Raw genomic sequence first — 15,748 nt, 5'->3', positions numbered from 1 at the left:
GTTAAGGCAAATGCCCTAACCGGGACAGGCAGACACCAGAACGGTGCGATCCATGGCTACTCCTCCAGCCCGCCCCGCCAACACGCGGGGTGCAGCCCACGAGCCCGGCGCTCGACCCACCTCGCGTGTCGACGGCCGCATCTGCGCGACCGGCCGGCGCAGGGCGACCGGCCCTGCGCGTCGGGCCGCTATCGCGGCGAGCCTGCTGGGCCTGTTAGCCCACGCCAGCGTCGCGGAGGCCGTCCGCCCGATCACGGCAGAAGCCGACGCCGCCACCCTGTGCGAGGACTGGGCCGCCGTCGCGGCTGCCGAGCACGCCGTGCCGGAGCGTCTCATGCGCGCCATCGCCCGCGCCGAGACCGGGCGCGAGCGCCTGGGAACCGTGCGCGCCTGGCCCTGGGCCGTGAATGTGGAGGGTGAGGGCCACTGGTTCGACAGCCGGCAGGAGGCGCTGGACTATGCCGGCGCGCGGCTCGCCGCCGGCGCCGCGCAGGTTGATATCGGCTGCTTCCAGCTCAATGTCGGCTGGCACGCGCGCGCCTTCGCCGGGCTCGATCAGATGATCGACCCGGCGCGCAACGCCCGTTATGCCGCCCGCTTCCTCGCCGCTCTCCACGACGAGTTCGGCGACTGGACGCGAGCCGCCGCCGCCTACCACTCGCGGACGCCGGAGCACGGCCGCGCCTACGTGGCCCGTCTCGCCGCGATCGTCGAGACGATCCCCGAGCGCGCCCGCGACTCCGACGGTAAAGGGCTCGCAGCGCTCCTGCCTCTCGCCACGCCTTCCGTCGGCACGGCCACTGCGCGCCCGCTCGCCGCGACGCAGCCACCACGGCTTGGCAGCCTCGTGCCCCTCGGCGGCCCCTCGGCCACGCCAACGGCGGCGCTCGGGGCGACACGATGAGCGGGCTGGACTTCGGGGCGCTTTTCCGCCCGCCCGTCCTGCTGGCCATCGCGCTCATGGCGATCATCGTCATGATGATCCTGCCGGTGCCCGCCTGGGTGCTCGATATCGGTCTCGCCCTGTCGTTCTCGCTGGCGATCCTGATGTTCACCGTCACGCTGTTCATCGAGCGCCCGCTGGATTTCTCCGCCTTTCCGACGGTGCTGCTGGCCTCGCTGATGCTGCGCCTGTCGCTCAACGTCTCGTCGACCAAGCTGATCATCGGCGAGGGGCACACCGGCACCGACGCAGCAGGCGGCGTGATCGAGGGCTTCGCCAATTTCGTGATGGGCGGCTCGACGGTGCTGGGCCTCGTGATCTTCTGCGTCCTGCTGATCGTGAACTTCATCGTGATCACGAAGGGCGCCGCGCGGATGGCCGAGGTGGGCGCGCGCTTCGCCCTCGACGGGATGCCGGGCAAGCAGCTCGCCATCGACAGCGACATGTCGGCCGGCGCCATCGATCATGCCGAGGCGAAGGAACGGCGCGAGCGCGAGCAGGCCGAGACGAACTTCTTCGGCTCGCTGGATGGCGCCTCGAAATTCGTCAAGGGCGACGCCATCGCGGGGCTGCTCATCACCCTGCTCAACCTCGTCGTCGGGCTGACCGTCGGGCTGGCGATGCACGACATGCCGATCGGCCAGGCCTTCCAGACCTACGCGATCCTCACGGTTGGAGACGGCCTCGTCACGCAGATCCCCGCCGTGATCATCTCGATCGCCTCGGCTCTGCTGCTCGCCCGCGGCGGCGCAACCGGCGCGACCGACCTCGCGCTCGCCACCCAGCTCGGACGCCACCCCGCAGCGCTCTTCGCCGTGGGCGTGCTGATGGGTCTCTTCGCGCTGGTGCCCGGCCTGCCCTTCCTGCCGTTCATGCTGGGTGCGCTCGCGCTGATCGCGATCGGCCTGCGCGCCCAGGCCCGCCGGCGCCGGGAAGAGGCCGAGGCCGCCACCGAGCAAGTCGTGGAGCCGCCCGCCCGCGCGGAGCCGTCGATCGGCGACATGCTCGATCTCGACGAGATCCACGTCGAGTTCGCGCCCGATCTCGTGTCGATGGTGCTCGATCCGGCAACCGGGCTCGACGCGCGCATCTCGAACATGCGCAACCACGTCGCCCAGACCTACGGCCTGATCCTGCCCGAGATACGCCTGACCGACAACGCGACCCTGCCCCCAGGCACCTACGCGATCCGTATCCAGGGCGTGGTGCAGGCGCGCGACCGGCTGCGGCCCGAGGGCTTCCTCGCACTCAAGCCCGAGGATGCGGGCGCCCTGCCGCCGGGCGAAGACGTGTCGGAGCCCGTCTACGGCGCGCCCGCGCGCTGGATCGGCGCCGACGATCGGGAACGCACCGCGCTCGACGGCGCGACCGTGGTCACCCCGGCCGAGGTGCTGGCCACCCACCTTCTCGAGATCATCAAGCGCAACTTCCCCCGCCTGATGACGCTCAAGGCCCTGCGCCGCCTGCTCGCCTCTCTGACCGAGGTCTCCGACCCCGCCCGCGCCGAGGCGAACCGCAAGATGATCGACGAACTGGTGCCCGACAAGGTGCCGGTCGATCTGCTGCTGTCGGTTCTGCGCCTGCTGCTCGAGGAGCGGGTGTCGATCCGAAACCTGCCGCTCATTCTCGAGGCGATCTCGGAGGCCCGCGGCAGCTACGGCACGCCCGAGGCGATCTGCGAGCATGTCCGCCAGCGGCTCGGCTTCCAGCTCGTGGCCGAGCTGCGGCGCGACGACGGCACCGTGCCGCTCATACAGCTGGCCCCCGAATGGGAAGAGCGGTTCCAGCGCTACCAGGTCGATGGCGCAGGCGGCGGCGACGTGGCGCTGCCGCCCGACGAATTTACCCGCCTCGTCAACGGCATCGCCGAGCGACTGTCGAGCGCCGCCGACAGCGGCACCTTCCCCGCCCTCGTGACCTCCATGCGACGGCGGCGGTTCCTGACAACGCTCGTCGCCGCCAAGGGCCTGTCGGCGCCGGTGCTGTCGTTCGAGGAGATCGGCCTCGATGCGCGCCCCGCGATGGTCGGCCAGGTGCCGGCGTGACCGAGCTGATCGCGGCCGCGACCCTGATGTGGGAGGGGGCGCTGGCCGGCGGTCTGGCCGTGTTCCTGCGGATCGGGGCGGCCATGGCCGTGCTGCCCGGCTTCGGCGAGCAGACGCTCTCGATGCGCGTCCGCCTCGCAGCCACGCTGGCCCTCACCCTGCTGGTCGCGCCTGCCGTGGCCGACGGAATGGCCCCGCCCGCCTGGGGCGAGTTCGCCCGCCTGCTCGGCACCGAGACGGCGGTCGGTCTCGCGTTCGGGCTGATGCTGCGCCTTCTGATCCACGCCCTGCAGATCGCCGGAACCATAGCCGCGCAATCGACGTCGCTCGCCCAGCTCTTCGGCGGTGCGGCGGCCGAGCCCCTGCCCGCCATCGGCCACCTTCTCGTGGTGAGCGGGCTCGCGCTCGCGGCGATGACCGACCTGCATCTGCGCGTGGCCGAGGCGCTGATCCTGACGTACCAGCTCTTTCCCGCCGGCACCCCGCTCGCCTCGGGCGAACTCGCGCAACTGGGTATCGGCCACGTGGCGCGCGCCTTTTCGCTGGCCTTCAGCCTCGCCGCACCCTTCGTGCTCGCCGCCTTCGTCTACAATCTCGCGCTCGGGGCGATCAATCGCGCCATGCCGCAGCTCATGGTGGCCTTCGTCGGCGCCCCCGCGATCACCGGCGCCGCCCTCGCCCTGCTCGCGCTCACCGCCCCCCTGATGCTCGAGGTCTGGCTGACGGCGCTGCATGCCACGCTCGACCGGCCCTTCGCCACCCCGTGAGAGGCGACCGACATGGCCGAAGAGAAGAGCCAGGAAAGCAAGATCCACGACCCGACGCCGCGGCGGCTCGACGAGCTTCGGCGCAAGGGCGAAATACCCCGCTCGGCCGACCTGGCCACCGCGATCGGCTATGCCGGCATCCTGCTCGCTCTGGTGGCGGCGGGCGGCATGATCGTCGATCGGCTCGGCGCACTCGCCACCGCGCTGATCGCCCGACCCGAGCGGATCGCGCCGCTGCTGTTCGACGGGCACGGTGCAGCGTTGCCGGGGGCGCTGCTCGGGGCGACCGGGGTAGCGCTTGCGCCGATCTGGGCGGCGCCGGCGGCGCTTGTCGTTCTGGCGCTCATCGTGCAGCGGGCGCTCATCTTCACACCCGACAAGCTGCTGCCCAAGATCTCGCGCATCTCGCCCCTGCAGAACGCCAAGAACAAGTTCGGCCTGTCGGGCCTGGTGGAGTTCCTCAAGAGCTTCGTCAAGCTCGTGGTCTACTCGGGCGCGCTGGCCGTCTACATCGCGAGCGCGCTCGACGACCTGGTGCTCTCGGCGACGCTCGACCCGCGTCAGGTGGCCCTCTTGGTCGGACGGCTGGGAGTCGAGTTCCTCGCCATCGTCGTCGGGATCATGCTGGTGATCGGGGCGCTCGATCTCGTTTGGCAGCATGTGGAACATCGCCGGAAAAACCGCATGAGCCACAAGGAGTTGCGCGACGAGGTCAAGGAATCCGAGGGCGACCCGTACCTCAAGGAGCGGCGCCGGCAGAAAGGCATGACGATCGCGCAGAACGCGATGCTGGCCGATGTCGGGCAGGCCTCGGTCGTGGTGGTGAACCCCACCCACTATGCCGTCGCCCTGAAATGGAGCCGGATACAGGAGGGCGCGCCGATCTGCGTGGCCAAGGGCGCCGATCAGGTGGCGCTGCGGATCCGCGAGGTGGCCGAGGAGGCGGGCGTGCCCATCCGACACGATCCGCCGACGGCGCGCGCCCTGCACGCGACCGTCGAGATCGGCGAAGAGATCGGCCCCGAGCTCTACGCCCAGGTCGCCGCCGCGATCCGTTTCTCCGAGGAGGTGCGCGCGCGGGCGCGCCGGTCGGTGCTGTGAGCCGGGCGGCGCGGCGGAAGGCGCAGCTCGAGCGGCTGGAGCGGTTGGCCGACCTGCAGGCCCGGGCCGCCCGGCAGCGGCTTGCCGCCGCCCAGCGTGCGGAAGTCGAGACGCGGCAGAGCCTCGGCCGGCTCGAGGGCGGGCGTCTTGCGGCGCTCGCCGCCGGGCCTGCCGACGGCCCGGCCGGGGCACGGGCGGCGGCGGCCTGGCTGCGCTGGGCCGAGCGCGAGCGCCGCCGGCTGCTGACGGAGCAGGCCGCGCGCCGCGCCGAGACCCTGACGATCCGGCAGGACAGCGCGCGCCTGATCGCGCGCCATTCCGTTCTGGAGCGGCTTCTTGCGCGCGAGAAGGAGACCCGGCGCTAGGTGTCCTGCCGGGCGATGTCGGTGATGAGCACGTCGAAGAGATCGGCCCCGAGCACGGGTCGTGCGGCCTCCCACAGGTTGCGGCGCAAGGTGGCCATCTGCGGGCCGGAGGTGAAGACCCCGTCGAACCCGCCGGCATTCGCGTGATCGAACATCACGCGCAGAAAGGCGTCGCGCAGCTTGGGCTCCCGCGCGAAGACCATGTCGCGCAGGCCCGCCCGAACCTCGACACCGACCGACACGACGACCAGCGCGGCCACGTCGCCCTGGCGAAGGACGGGGACGACGAACTGGTTGGTCATGCGGACGAAGTCGATCTGCTCGATCGGCGGGCGGTCGCGACCCGACATCGGCGACATGCCTGGCCCCGGCTCTGCCGAGGGATCTCCGCCGGAGACCGGATCGCCGCCGGGGCTCTCCTGACCGGGGTCGGAGGGGCCGGCCTCGCCACCGGACGGCGACTGCGGCGTTGGCTGCAGCCACAGACCGGCGCCGATGCCGGCGCCGGCGCCCGCGAGGCCGAGAACGATGGGGAGGATCAGCGCCTTCATCGCGGGCCTCAGAACGGCAGGAGGATGTCGCCGATCTGCTGCCCGTAGCGCGGCTGCTGCACGTCGGTGATCTGGCCGCGACCGCCATAGGAGATGCGCGCCTGGGCGATCTTGTCATAGGTGATCTCGTTACGGCGCGAGATGTCCTCGGGCCGGACGTAGCCGCTGACGATCAGCTCGCGCACCTCGAAGTTCACACGCACCTCCTGGCGGCCCTCGACCCGAAGCACGCCGTTGCGCAGCACCTCGACCACGGTCGCGGCGACCCGAAGCGTCAGTTCCTCGCTCCGCTGGACAGAGCCCTCGCCGCCGAAGCGGCTGGAGGAGTCCAGCGACACGGCGTCGTCGAGGGTCACCCCCTCGGGCAGACGCTCGTTGGCGCGCTGCGGCAGGCCGAACAGCTGCGGAATACCCAGCTCCTCGCCGGCGTTGCGCGAGCGCTCGGTCGAGTTCTCTATCTGCGCGCTCTCGTCGATCTCGATCACCACGGTGAGGATGTCGCCGCGGGCGCGCGCGCGGCGGTCGCCGAGCAAAGAGCTGCGGTCGCGGCTCCAGAGCGAGGCCGCGTCGGCGGGAAGCGCCGGATCGAGCCGGTCGGGCAGCGGCGTGACCGACATCGCCCGTTGCTCCGAGTTGCCTTCGATCGGTGTCAGGGCGGGCGGCTTTCCCACATGGTCGAGCCGGTCGCAGCCGGCGAGCGCGACGCCGCCGAGACAGCAAAGGGCGAGCGCCCTCGTGAGGGGGCGGCCGGCGAGCGGGCGATTGGCGGTCATGATCACTCCGTCGTTTGGGGCAGGTCGCCCACGTGCACGCGGCCCTGGGCGTCGAGGATTCCCGTCACAGTGTTGCGCGAGGCGAGGTTGAGCACGCGCACCGCCTCGCCGGCGGCGGCACGGTCGAGGGCGCGGCCCTCGGTCTCGATGGCCAGCCCGTTCTGCCGGTAGATCAGCGGCACGATCTGGTTGCGGTCGATCAGGGCGGGCGGGCCGAGGTCGGCGGCGCGTATCGGCCGGCCGGCATAGAGCACCACGCGGGTCTCCAGCCCGACCGCCTCGACCGGGTCGGCGAGCGCCCCCGGCACCGTCTCGGGCACCACCGCGAGATGCTCGGGCGCAAGCACGGTGTGGCTGCGGATGGTCGCTGCGGCGATCAGGGTCTCGGCGGACGCGGGCGGCGCGAGCGCGGCGAGAAGCAGGAGGGAGGCGATCCGCGTCATCGGATCTGCGTGGTCGTGCCGAGCATCTGGTCGGCTGCGGTGATCACCTTGGCATTGAGCTCGTAGCCCCTCTGCGCCTCGATCAGCTCGGTCAGTTCGCGCACGGCGTCGACCGAACTCTCCTCGAGAAAGCCCTGCCGGAGGGTGCCGAGCCCGTCCTCGCCCGGGTTCGACACGAGCGGCGGGCCCGAGGCGGGGCTTTCGAGGAAGAGGTTGTCGCCCATCGCCTCGAGGCCCTTCTCGTTGGAGAACGTGGCGAGGGTGAACTGGCCGAGCAGCTCGGGCTCCACCTCGTCGGCGAAGAAGGCGTAGATCTCGCCGTCGGCCGAGATCGAGATCGCGCGGGCGTCGTCGGGGATCGTGATGTCGGGCACCACAGGGTAGCCCTGCGCGGTCACGATCTGGCCGTCGGGCGAGCGTTTGAGGGCGCCGTCTCGGGTATAGGCGGGCAGCCCCGCCGGCAGCTCGATCTCGAGATAGCCGCGCCCCTCGATGGCCACGTCGAGCTCGCCGCCCGTGCGGCCGAGCGCGCCCTGGGCGAGCTGGACGCTGACCGCTGCGGGCCGAACGCCAAGACCGATCTGCACGCCGGTGGGCAGCACCGTGCCGTCGCTGGCGCTGACCGTGCCGGGGCGAACCTCCTGCCGGTAGTGCAGATCGGCAAACTCGGCGCGGCGGGCGTTGTAGCCGGTGGTCGACATGTTCGCGAGGTTGTTGGCGATGGTGTCAACGCGCATCTGCTGCGCGCCCATCCCCGTGGCGGCGATCTTGAGCGATTCCATCGGTATCTCCTCAGCGGGTGAGCGTGTCGATCAGTTTGGAGCGGCGGTCGGATTCGCGGTCGAGAAAGGCCTGCCCGAGCTCGTAGGCGCGCTGGACCTCGATCATGCGGGCGATCTCGGTGACGGGATCGACGTTCGGCCCTTCGATCCGTCCCTGCAGGATGCGCCCGCCGTCGATCACGGGCTCGGTGCCCTGCTCGGCGCGAAAGAGGGCGCCCGCCTCGCGCACGAGGTCGGTGGGGTCGATGGGCCGCCAGAGACCGATCTGGGCGATCGGCGCGCCGTTGGCCGACATCGTGCCGTCGGGCGCGATGGTCACGACCTCGGCGCCGGGCGGGGCAAATACGGGGGCGCCGCCGGCGTCGAGCAGGGGGTGCCCGTCTGGGGTGACCAGGTCTCCCGCCTCGTTTGGCGTGAACGTGCCCGCCCGGGTCAGCCGCTCACCCGCGGGAGTCTGCACGAGGAAGAACCCTTCGCCTTCGATGGCCAGGTCGAACGTGCCGCCGGTCTGCGTCAGCGCGCCTTGCGACAGGTCGATCGTGCGAGCGCGGGCTGCGGCCATCGACAGGCTGTCGCCGCCCGGCGTCGCCTTGATGTACTCGGTGAAGAGCACGCCCTCGCGACGGTAGCCCGTGGTCGCGGAATTGGCGATGTTGTTGGCGACGGTGTTCATCTCGCGCATCAGGCCGACCTGGCGGGCGAGGGTGACGATCGAGGTGCTCATGGGCCGCCTCCGGCGATCTGGGGCACGATGTCGGCCTGGAAGTAGCCGGTCAGCGTCTGGGTCATGAACCCCATCGACCCCCAGAAGACGAGGACGATGGCCAGCAGCTTCGGCACGAAGGTCAGCGTCATTTCCTGGACAGAGGTCAGCGCCTGGAAGAGGCCGACCGCGAGGCCCGCGATCAGCGCCATCGACAGGATCGGCACCGAGATGATCACCGACACCCAAAGGCCATGGCGCATCGTGTCGTAGAAGACGGCCTCTTGCATGGGTCAGACCGGCATCCGCAGGATTTCCTGGTAGGCCTCGACCACCCGGTCGCGCACGGCGACGGCGGCCTCGACCGCGAGCTCGCTCTGGCTGAGCGCCTCGACCAGGGCGTGCGGGTCGGCCTTGCCCACGAGCGCGTCCTGCGCGGTGCGCTCCGCCGCGCCGAGCGTCTCGGCGAAGTCGCGGGCTGCGGCGGTCGCCGTCTGGCCGAAGCTGCCGGGGGCGAACGGGCCGGCGGCCGGCGGACCCGACGAAGAGGGTGCGGTGAGCGACGGGCTGGGCGCCGCCGCACCCTGGTAGAGGCGGGCGGCCTGGGTCGCGCGGATATCCATTCTGGTCTCCTTTATCTGCGCAGCAGCTCGAGCAGGCTCGTGGTCATCTGCCGTGCCTGGTCGAACATCTTGAGGTTGGCCTCGTAGCTTCGCTGGGCCTGCCTGGCGTCGGCGATCTCGACCACGAGATCGACGTTTGACCCTCGGACATTGCCGCTCTCGTCGGCCAGCGGGTTGCCGGGGTCGTGAACCAGCGGCAGCTCGGACGTGTCGAGGCGTACGCGGCCGGTCTCGACCAGCGCGGGCTCGCCCATCCGCGCCGGCGCCGGCTCGAACGAGACGAGCTTGCGCCGGAAGCCGGGCGTGTCGGCGTTGGCGATATTCTCGGAAACGTGGCGCAGGCGGGTCGATTGCGCCTTCATGCCCGAGGCCGACAGCGCCATGGTGCGAAGCAGATCGCTCATCGCCTTACCTCCGCCCGATGCCGGCGCGCAGGACCGTCATCGCGCTGCGATAGACGGCGAGCGCCATGTCGTGGTCGCGCCGGAGTGTGGCGGCCTCCATGATCTCGGTCTCGAGCGAGACCGAGTTGCCGTTGGGCGCCTCGCGTGCTCCGGCGACCTCGCGCGCGGCCGGCGTCGGATAGCCGTGGCCGGCACCGAAATGGCCGGCGCGGGTGGCCTGCAGCCCCAGACCCTCGCCGGAGCGGGTGCGGTGGGCGTAGAGCGCCGCGAAATCGGGGATGCCGACCCGCTTGTAGCCCGGCGTGTTCACGTTGGCCACGTTCCGGGCGACGGCCTCCTGCCGGGCGGCGGCATGGCGGGCGAGGCCCTGCGCCATGCGGAAGATCTGCAATTCGCCGAACATCGGGCTTCTCCCTCTGTCTTCAACGTCGGCTTAAGGCTGATTCCTTTAGAAACGGTGCACCATCGCCAGGAGGGCAGGATGCAGGGCAGAAGTCTGACGGGGCTCGCGGCAGAGATTGCCGCGATCAGGCCGGCGCGCGCGGTGGGGCGCGTCACGCGGGCGGGCGGTGGCCTCGTGCACGTCACGGGGCTGGCCGACGCGGCGGCTCTGGGCGACCGGGTGCGCCTCGAGTCGCGCGACGGCCCGATCGCGGGCGAGATCGTCGAGATCCGCGCAGACGGGGCCGAGATATTGCCCGAGGGGCCAGGCGAGGGGCTGCGTGTGGGCGACGCGGCGCTGCACCTCGGCCCCGCACGCGTGGCGCCGCACGACGGCTGGATCGGCCGGATCGTCGATGCCGACGGATCCCCGCTCGACGGGCGCTCCCTGCCGCGCGGCGACACCGCGCGCCCGCTGCGTGGCCTGCCTCCGCCTGCGGTGGCGCGGCGGGCCCTCGGGCCGCGGCTGGCCACCGGCATGGCCGTGTTCGACACAATCCTGCCCATCGTGCGGGGGCAGCGCATGGGCCTCTTCGCCGGGGCTGGCGTCGGCAAGTCGCGGCTGCTCGGCGCGCTCGGGCGGCAGGTGCAGTCCGATGTCACCGTCATCGCCCTGATCGGCGAGCGCGGTCGCGAGCTGCGCGAGTTCGTCGAGCGCGCGCTCGGGCCCGAGGGGATGGCGCGTGCAGTGATCGTGGTGGCCACGTCGGATCAGCCGCCGCTCGTCCGCCGCCGTGCGCTCTGGACGGCGATGGCGGTGGCCGAGCATTTCCGCGATGCAGGGCGGCACGTTCTGCTTCTGGCGGACTCCGTCACCCGGTTCGCGGAGGCGCATCGCGAGATCGCGCTCGCTTCGGGCGAGAGCGCGGCTCTGCGAGGGTATCCGCCCTCGGTGGCGCATGCGATCATGGCGCTGGCCGAGCGGGCGGGGCCCGGCGCCGAGGGCGCGGCGGGCGACATCACGGCGCTCTTCGCCGTTCTGGTCGCGGGCGCCGACATGGACGAGCCCGTGGCCGACATCCTGCGCGGCGTTCTCGACGGCCACGTCGTGCTCGAGCGGGCGATCGCCGAGCGCGGCCGCTTTCCCGCCGTCGACGTTCTGCGCTCGGTCTCGCGCAGCCTGCCAGATTGCGCCAGCGAAGACGAGAACCGCCTGATCGGCATCGCGCGGCGGCGGCTCGCGGCCTACGAGGACGCAGAATTGATGATCCAGTCAGGGCTTTATACCCCCGGCACCGACGGCGAGACCGATACTGCGGTAGCGACCTGGCCTGCGCTCGACGCGTTCGTGGCCGAACCGTCGTCCGACGGCGCGGCGGCCGCGTTCCGCCGCCTCGCCGCGTGTCTCGGTCAGCCGGCACCCGGCGGCGCCGCGCCACGCCCTGCGGAGGGGAAGGCCTAGAAAAGCGAGATCGGCGCGCCGGCGGACGCCGACTGCAGCAGTTGCAGCGCGGGGGAGGTCGGGCCGGCGCCAGCCCCGAACCCGCCCGAGATCTGCGCACGCGCGAGGAAGATGCGCATCAGCTCTTCCTGCTTTTCGGGATCGGCAAGGTCGGCGAAACTGGACAGGCCGAACAGGCGCTCCCCCCGCTCGCGGAACTCGACGAGCTGGCGGTCGAGGTCGAGCGCGCCGAAGGATTGCGGCAGGCCCATCGCCGTCTCGAAGACCCGGCGCAGCGGAGGGTTGCCCATGACCGTCAGCCACTTGGTGTCGTCGCTCACGTCGCGCGACGCGATCCCGGGCAACTCGCGCTCCAGCGTCAGGGCGAGGCGCATCGTCTGGTCGCTTTCGCCCACGCCGGCCTCGAACCGGCGACGCAGATAGGCCCCGCCGATCTCGTCGGCGAAGCCGGACAGGGCAGTGCGCGGCAGAACCCCGTTGCCGAAGCCGAAGGCCGCCGAGAACTCGCGGTAGCGGCTGTCGGCCAGCTTGTTGGCGAGCGCCCCGCGATCGAGCGTGCCCTCATCGAGCACCTTGCGGATGAACGCCTTGCTGTTGATGTCGTCGTCCAGGCCGAACGCGCCGAGAGCGACCGACAGAAGGCGCCGGTCGTCCACCAGTTGCTCGGCGGTGGTCACCTTCGCGATGTTCTGGCGGAAATAGTCCAGGTCGCGCTGACGGCCGGGCGCGGCGTCGAACGCCGCGCGCTGGGTCTCCATCGTCCGCTTGAGGAACTGCCAGCCGGCGATGCCGCCGAACGGGACGACGGGCTGAAAGCTCATTGCGCCCGGCCCATCGCCCGTCGCGGCTCGGCAGAGCCCAGCGCAGAGGATCGCGGCCCGCCGGAGTCGCCGTTCGGGGCCGGGGCGGCGGCGAGCAGCCGCTCCTCGCGCGGCAGCAGCGCGCGAAGCGCCTTGAGCGCCTGGTAGGCCTGGCCCTCGTTGACGGCGCGCGTCGCGGCGGCGAGCTGGATGCGGCTGTCTTCGTCGAGGAAGACCTGGCTGAGCTGCTCGATGCCGCGCAGCAGCTGCAGCCGCGCCTCCTCGGCATCGGCGTCGCCCGACAGGACGAGCTGGGCGATGTAGCAGACGCGGCGCACCGGGGTCGTCGCCTCTTCGGGGTGGATGGCGTCCTTGAGGCGCAGGATGTTGGCGCCCGGCGTGAGGATCGAGATTCGCGCCCGGCGGTCACCGTTCTCGATCACGGCCCCGTTGACCAGGACCCGCTCCTTCGGCCCGAGCTTGAGAACGAGCCCGCTCATCGCACGACCTCCGGCCGCGTGGCGGGCTCTGCCGTCTCTGCCGGTTGTGCGGGGGGCTGGCCGAGCAGGCCCCGCATGACGGCAGCGTTGATCTCGATCAGCGGGCGCACGTCGGCCTCGCGGGCCAGCACCTTCGAACTGTGCTGAAAGGTGAACTCGGCGAGGTAGACCAGCCGCGCGCGCAGGTCCCGCGGCAGCCCGTTGTCACCGTCGGCGACGTTGACGGCGAGCGTCGTCCACAGCCTGCGGTTGTCGTGCAGCGCCTCGGCGAGGGCGGGAAAGCCCGCGCGGCCCTTCTCGGCGGCGGCCTTCATGCGGCGCGTGACCTGCGAGAAGACGGCGTATTCGGTGCCGCGGGGGGTGCGGGCGGCGGCGGACTGGGCGCCGTAGGCGGTTTCGGCCATTTTGGCCGTGGTCATCATGGTCACGGTCGGTCCTTCCGGTTGCGATGTCCGTGTCACGTGGGCTGGTGCCCCGCAGGGCGAGGGAAGGGCGGATCACGCCGCCCTCCCCCGCTCGCTTACCGGAAGAGCGCGAGGATGTTCTGCGGCGCCTGGTTGGCGATCGAGAGGGCCTGCACGCCGAGCTGCTGCTGCACCTGGAGCGCCTGCAGCCGTGCCGAGGCCTCCTCCATGTCGGCATCGACGAGCGCGCCGATGCCGGATTTCAGACTGTCGGAGAGCCGCGAGACGAAGTCGTTCTGGATTTCGAGGCGCCTCTCGGAAACGCCGAACTCCGAGGCCGCGCCCACCGCGATCTCGATCAGCCCGTCGATGGCGCCGAGCGCGCCGGCAGCGCCAGTTTCGGTCGAGATGTCGAGGTCGTCCAGCAGTTCGAGGCCGCCGCCGGCGGTTCCATCGGTATTGTTGTCGCCTTGGATGTCATTCGCAGCGATGGTGACATCCGTCCCTGAATTGTTCTGCAGGGCGAGTTCGCCGTTCTGAATGGAGAAGACTAGATCTTCGCCGGCTTCGCCCGCCGCCGCATTCAGCCGCGCAGCGAGCTGGCGGTAGACGTCGGTGAAGGTGTCACCGTCGCGGGCAACGTAGGTCTGGGAGGCTAGCCCGCCGATAGTCGCTGAGTATTGCGCCCCCGCGACGGCGTCCTGTCCGGTGGAATCGGTGACCGCCGTAACAGCGTCACCGTCGGCGACAGTCTTGGCGTCACTTAAGTCAACCGCTGTGCCGGCACCATCACTACCAACAGCCTGTTCCGCGTCCACCGAAAGATCCCGCTTCGTGACATCCACGGTGGAATTGCCGACGCCGCCGGACGCGTTGCGATCGAGCGACGAGAGCACCTCCATGGTGCCGTCGCCCGCCGTCACGGACGTCTGCTTGAGCAGGTTCTGGCCGTTGAACTGCGCGGCGTTGACGATGCTTGTCACTTGGTTGCGCAGGGATTCGAGATCGTCCTGCAGCTTGGCGCGATCGACGTTATCCTCCTGCGCGGCAACGATTTTCTTCTTGATCTCACCCAGCAGTTCGGTCACCTGCTCGGAACCGTTTCGGGCGACCGCCACGGTCGACTGGCCGAGCGACAGGGACTCGGAGATCGCCGTGAATCCCTTGACGTCCGACTCCATGACCTTCGAGATCGACCAGATCGCCGCGTTGTCCTTCGCGGTGGCGACCTTCTTGCCGGTCGAGATCATGTCCTGCGTCTTGGTCAGATTCTGGTTGATCCCGCGCAGGGTCTGCAGCGCGGTCATCGCGCCGGTGTTCGTGAGAATGCTGGACATCTCTGGTCCTTCCCTTGGGCGGCAGTTTCGCCGCGGTCCCGTCAGCCGGCGCGTTGGGTCGCGTGCCGGCGCTCGCGAGGCGTTCTGCCCTCTACGGGAGGCCCTGATCCGGGCCCTGACCGTGCCACCCCCTCTCGAAGTGCGAGGGCGACACTGGCGGGGGCCGGTTTACAGACGCCTAAGGGAAGGGCCGGGATTGGTCTGCATTCGATGCAAACTCCGTTCGTTCATCGGTGACGACCGGGGGCGCCGCGCGCGCGGGCAAGCGGGCCGTCACAGGCGGCGGTGCAGGTTGCCGGGGGTAGAGGCCAGCGCGCGGCGGTTCCCCTCCGCGTCGTAGGTGTCGTGGCTGCGGGCGAGGCGGGCGCGTTCGGCCATCCGCTCCATCGCCGCGCGCAGGCCGGCGCGGGCGGCCTCGAGCAGCCGGGCGTTGCGGCGGGCGGCCTCGCGCAGCGCCTCGGCCTCGCCCTCCGCGCAGCCGAGGCCGCTCGTGGCGAGCTCCTCCGCGAGGCTCTCCTTGGCGGCCAGGATATCGCCGAGCCGCTCGAGCGCGCCGTCGCGGAGCGCCGCGCGCTCGGCGTCGAGGAGGGCGCGCAGGCGCCCGGCAAGGGTATCAGCCATCTGCCTGCTCCCGTGCGATCATCGCCTCGAACAGGCGCTCCGCGATCCCGATGCCGCCCGATTCGGCCATGTGGCGGGCCTGTGCCTCGCGCATGAGACTGGCGAACTGATCCTCGCCGACCCCGCCGCCGAAGGCCTCGGGCGTCTCACCGAGACCCGCGTGCTTGAGCATTTCGGCCAGGAAAGCGGCCTCGAAGGCGCGCGCCGCCGCGCGCATCGCCTCGCGCGTGGCCTCTTCCGCCGCGCGCGATGGGCGGAGCGCGGCCGCCGGCGGAAGCGCGCCGGTCGCGCCGTGGGTCGAATCGGCCATCGGAAGCCTCGTCAGTTTGCTGCAATTTCTCGGTTTGTCGCAGAATTCGGTAAAGGCTTGGTAAGCCTCCGCATGGCACGACTTCGGCCAGAGTTTCGGCAGAAGGCTGTCAGACATGCAGATCGGCGCGCTGTTCGACGTATTCCGGGCGGTCACGGGCCGGGCCGACCCTGGGTCGGCCGCAGCAGGGCCCGGCACGTCCGACAGCGGCACCGCCTTCGCCGGGCATGTCGACGGGGAAGGTGCAGGGGAAGGTGCATCCGAGATGCGCCTCCTCCCCGAGAGCCGCATGCGGGAGAACGAGGTCGGACCGGCGGCAAGGCGCGCCGTCGGAGAGACCCCCGGCGCAGAGGCGGCGGACAGGCCGACCCGCCCCGCGCCAGAGCCGAACGCGTCTGGAGACGCCGAAGGCGCGTTGCCGCAGGTCTCGCCC

The 15,748-nt window shown here is 71.0% G+C and carries 20 protein-coding genes and 1 pseudogene; 6 read left to right on the top strand and 15 right to left on the bottom strand.

The window, feature by feature from the left end:
* The first annotated feature begins 52 nt into the window (after positions 1-52).
* Genes DLJ49_RS02505 through DLJ49_RS02485 form a run of 5 tightly spaced genes read left to right on the top strand, consistent with a single transcriptional unit; the run spans position 53 to position 5,221 of the window.
* The gene (locus tag DLJ49_RS02505; protein ID WP_115391944.1) at positions 53-904 is read left to right on the top strand and encodes a transglycosylase SLT domain-containing protein; all 852 of its coding nucleotides are present in this window, start codon (positions 53-55) and stop codon (positions 902-904) included.
* Positions 901-2,988 carry a flagellar biosynthesis protein FlhA gene (gene flhA / locus DLJ49_RS02500; protein ID WP_115391943.1) on the top strand — a complete coding sequence of 696 codons (2,088 nt, stop codon included), beginning with the start codon at positions 901-903 and terminating at the stop codon, positions 2,986-2,988. The genes DLJ49_RS02505 and flhA overlap by 4 nt, the downstream gene beginning before the upstream one ends.
* On the top strand, positions 2,985-3,755 hold the full coding sequence (locus tag DLJ49_RS02495; protein ID WP_369932403.1) for a flagellar biosynthetic protein FliR: 771 nt from the start codon (positions 2,985-2,987) through the stop codon (positions 3,753-3,755). Before flhA ends, DLJ49_RS02495 begins: the two co-directional genes overlap by 4 nt.
* Before the next feature lie 12 nt (positions 3,756-3,767).
* On the top strand, positions 3,768-4,856 hold the full coding sequence (locus tag DLJ49_RS02490; RefSeq protein ID WP_115391942.1) for an EscU/YscU/HrcU family type III secretion system export apparatus switch protein: 1,089 nt from the start codon (positions 3,768-3,770) through the stop codon (positions 4,854-4,856).
* The gene (locus tag DLJ49_RS02485; RefSeq protein ID WP_115391941.1) at positions 4,853-5,221 is read left to right on the top strand and encodes a hypothetical protein; all 369 of its coding nucleotides are present in this window, start codon (positions 4,853-4,855) and stop codon (positions 5,219-5,221) included. Before DLJ49_RS02490 ends, DLJ49_RS02485 begins: the two co-directional genes overlap by 4 nt.
* On the opposite strand, the gene DLJ49_RS02480 is transcribed toward DLJ49_RS02485, so the two are convergent.
* The 9 genes from DLJ49_RS02480 to DLJ49_RS02440 are packed head-to-tail and all read right to left on the bottom strand — an operon-like array spanning position 5,218 to position 9,903.
* A complete protein-coding gene (locus DLJ49_RS02480; RefSeq protein ID WP_115391940.1) occupies positions 5,218-5,772 on the bottom strand; it encodes a flagellar basal body-associated protein FliL in 555 nt (184 codons plus the stop codon). The two genes, DLJ49_RS02485 and DLJ49_RS02480, sit on opposite strands and share 4 nt — an antisense overlap.
* A gap of 8 nt (positions 5,773-5,780) precedes the next feature.
* On the bottom strand, positions 5,781-6,545 hold the full coding sequence (gene flgH / locus DLJ49_RS02475; RefSeq protein ID WP_115391939.1) for a flagellar basal body L-ring protein FlgH: 765 nt from the start codon (positions 6,543-6,545) through the stop codon (positions 5,781-5,783).
* A gap of 2 nt (positions 6,546-6,547) precedes the next feature.
* Positions 6,548-6,988: a flagellar basal body P-ring formation chaperone FlgA gene (gene flgA / locus DLJ49_RS02470; protein ID WP_115391938.1), complete on the bottom strand. Its 441-nt coding sequence runs from the start codon at positions 6,986-6,988 to the stop codon at positions 6,548-6,550.
* Positions 6,985-7,770, bottom strand: a complete 786-nt coding sequence (flgG, locus tag DLJ49_RS02465; protein WP_115391937.1) for a flagellar basal-body rod protein FlgG — start codon at positions 7,768-7,770, stop codon at positions 6,985-6,987. Before flgG ends, flgA begins: the two co-directional genes overlap by 4 nt.
* 10 nt (positions 7,771-7,780) lie before the next feature.
* On the bottom strand, positions 7,781-8,494 hold the full coding sequence (locus DLJ49_RS02460; RefSeq protein WP_115391936.1) for a flagellar hook-basal body complex protein: 714 nt from the start codon (positions 8,492-8,494) through the stop codon (positions 7,781-7,783).
* Positions 8,491-8,763, bottom strand: a complete 273-nt coding sequence (locus tag DLJ49_RS02455; protein ID WP_115391935.1) for a flagellar biosynthetic protein FliQ — start codon at positions 8,761-8,763, stop codon at positions 8,491-8,493. The genes DLJ49_RS02460 and DLJ49_RS02455 overlap by 4 nt, the downstream gene beginning before the upstream one ends.
* Before the next feature lie 3 nt (positions 8,764-8,766).
* Positions 8,767-9,096 (bottom strand): flagellar hook-basal body complex protein FliE, encoded by a 330-nt coding sequence (fliE, locus tag DLJ49_RS02450; RefSeq protein ID WP_115391934.1) that lies wholly within the window; start codon positions 9,094-9,096, stop codon positions 8,767-8,769.
* A gap of 11 nt (positions 9,097-9,107) precedes the next feature.
* Positions 9,108-9,500 (bottom strand): flagellar basal body rod protein FlgC, encoded by a 393-nt coding sequence (gene flgC, locus DLJ49_RS02445; RefSeq protein WP_115391933.1) that lies wholly within the window; start codon positions 9,498-9,500, stop codon positions 9,108-9,110.
* Positions 9,501-9,504: 4 nt separating this feature from the next.
* Positions 9,505-9,903, bottom strand: a complete 399-nt coding sequence (locus tag DLJ49_RS02440; protein WP_115391932.1) for a FlgB family protein — start codon at positions 9,901-9,903, stop codon at positions 9,505-9,507.
* Positions 9,904-9,981: 78 nt separating this feature from the next.
* On the opposite strand from DLJ49_RS02440, the gene DLJ49_RS02435 reads away from it, so the two are divergent.
* A complete protein-coding gene (locus DLJ49_RS02435) occupies positions 9,982-11,343 on the top strand; it encodes a FliI/YscN family ATPase (RefSeq protein ID WP_115391931.1) in 1,362 nt (453 codons plus the stop codon).
* Here the strand turns inward: DLJ49_RS02435 and DLJ49_RS02430 are convergent.
* The 6 genes and pseudogenes from DLJ49_RS02430 to DLJ49_RS02405 form a co-directional block, all read right to left on the bottom strand.
* Complete coding sequence (locus DLJ49_RS02430; protein ID WP_115391930.1) at positions 11,340-12,164, bottom strand: DUF1217 domain-containing protein; 825 nt, start codon at positions 12,162-12,164, stop codon at positions 11,340-11,342. The genes DLJ49_RS02435 and DLJ49_RS02430 overlap by 4 nt on opposite strands.
* A 77-nt stretch (positions 12,165-12,241) precedes the next feature.
* Positions 12,242-12,643, bottom strand: a pseudogene (flbT, locus tag DLJ49_RS02425) (flagellar biosynthesis repressor FlbT); the annotation flags it as partial.
* Positions 12,640-13,065, bottom strand: a complete 426-nt coding sequence (flaF, locus tag DLJ49_RS02420) for a flagellar biosynthesis regulator FlaF (RefSeq protein WP_369932459.1) — start codon at positions 13,063-13,065, stop codon at positions 12,640-12,642. The gene flaF and the pseudogene flbT, both read right to left, overlap by 4 nt.
* Positions 13,066-13,163: 98 nt before the next feature.
* A complete protein-coding gene (locus DLJ49_RS02415) occupies positions 13,164-14,384 on the bottom strand; it encodes a flagellin (protein ID WP_115391928.1) in 1,221 nt (406 codons plus the stop codon).
* A 273-nt stretch (positions 14,385-14,657) separates the two neighbouring features.
* Entirely contained in the window at positions 14,658-15,005 is a 348-nt protein-coding gene (locus tag DLJ49_RS02410; RefSeq protein ID WP_115391927.1) for a hypothetical protein, read from the bottom strand.
* On the bottom strand, positions 14,998-15,315 hold the full coding sequence (locus DLJ49_RS02405; RefSeq protein WP_115391926.1) for a rod-binding protein: 318 nt from the start codon (positions 15,313-15,315) through the stop codon (positions 14,998-15,000). Before DLJ49_RS02405 ends, DLJ49_RS02410 begins: the two co-directional genes overlap by 8 nt.
* Positions 15,316-15,748 lie beyond the last annotated feature (433 nt).

Origin of the sequence: Rhodovulum sp. 12E13 (assembly GCF_003340565.1) — a bacterium.
Classification (GTDB): domain Bacteria; phylum Pseudomonadota; class Alphaproteobacteria; order Rhodobacterales; family Rhodobacteraceae; genus HLUCCA09.
The sequence above is the reverse complement of the archived record's forward strand: the minus strand, read 5'-3'. Positions and strand labels throughout refer to the sequence as shown.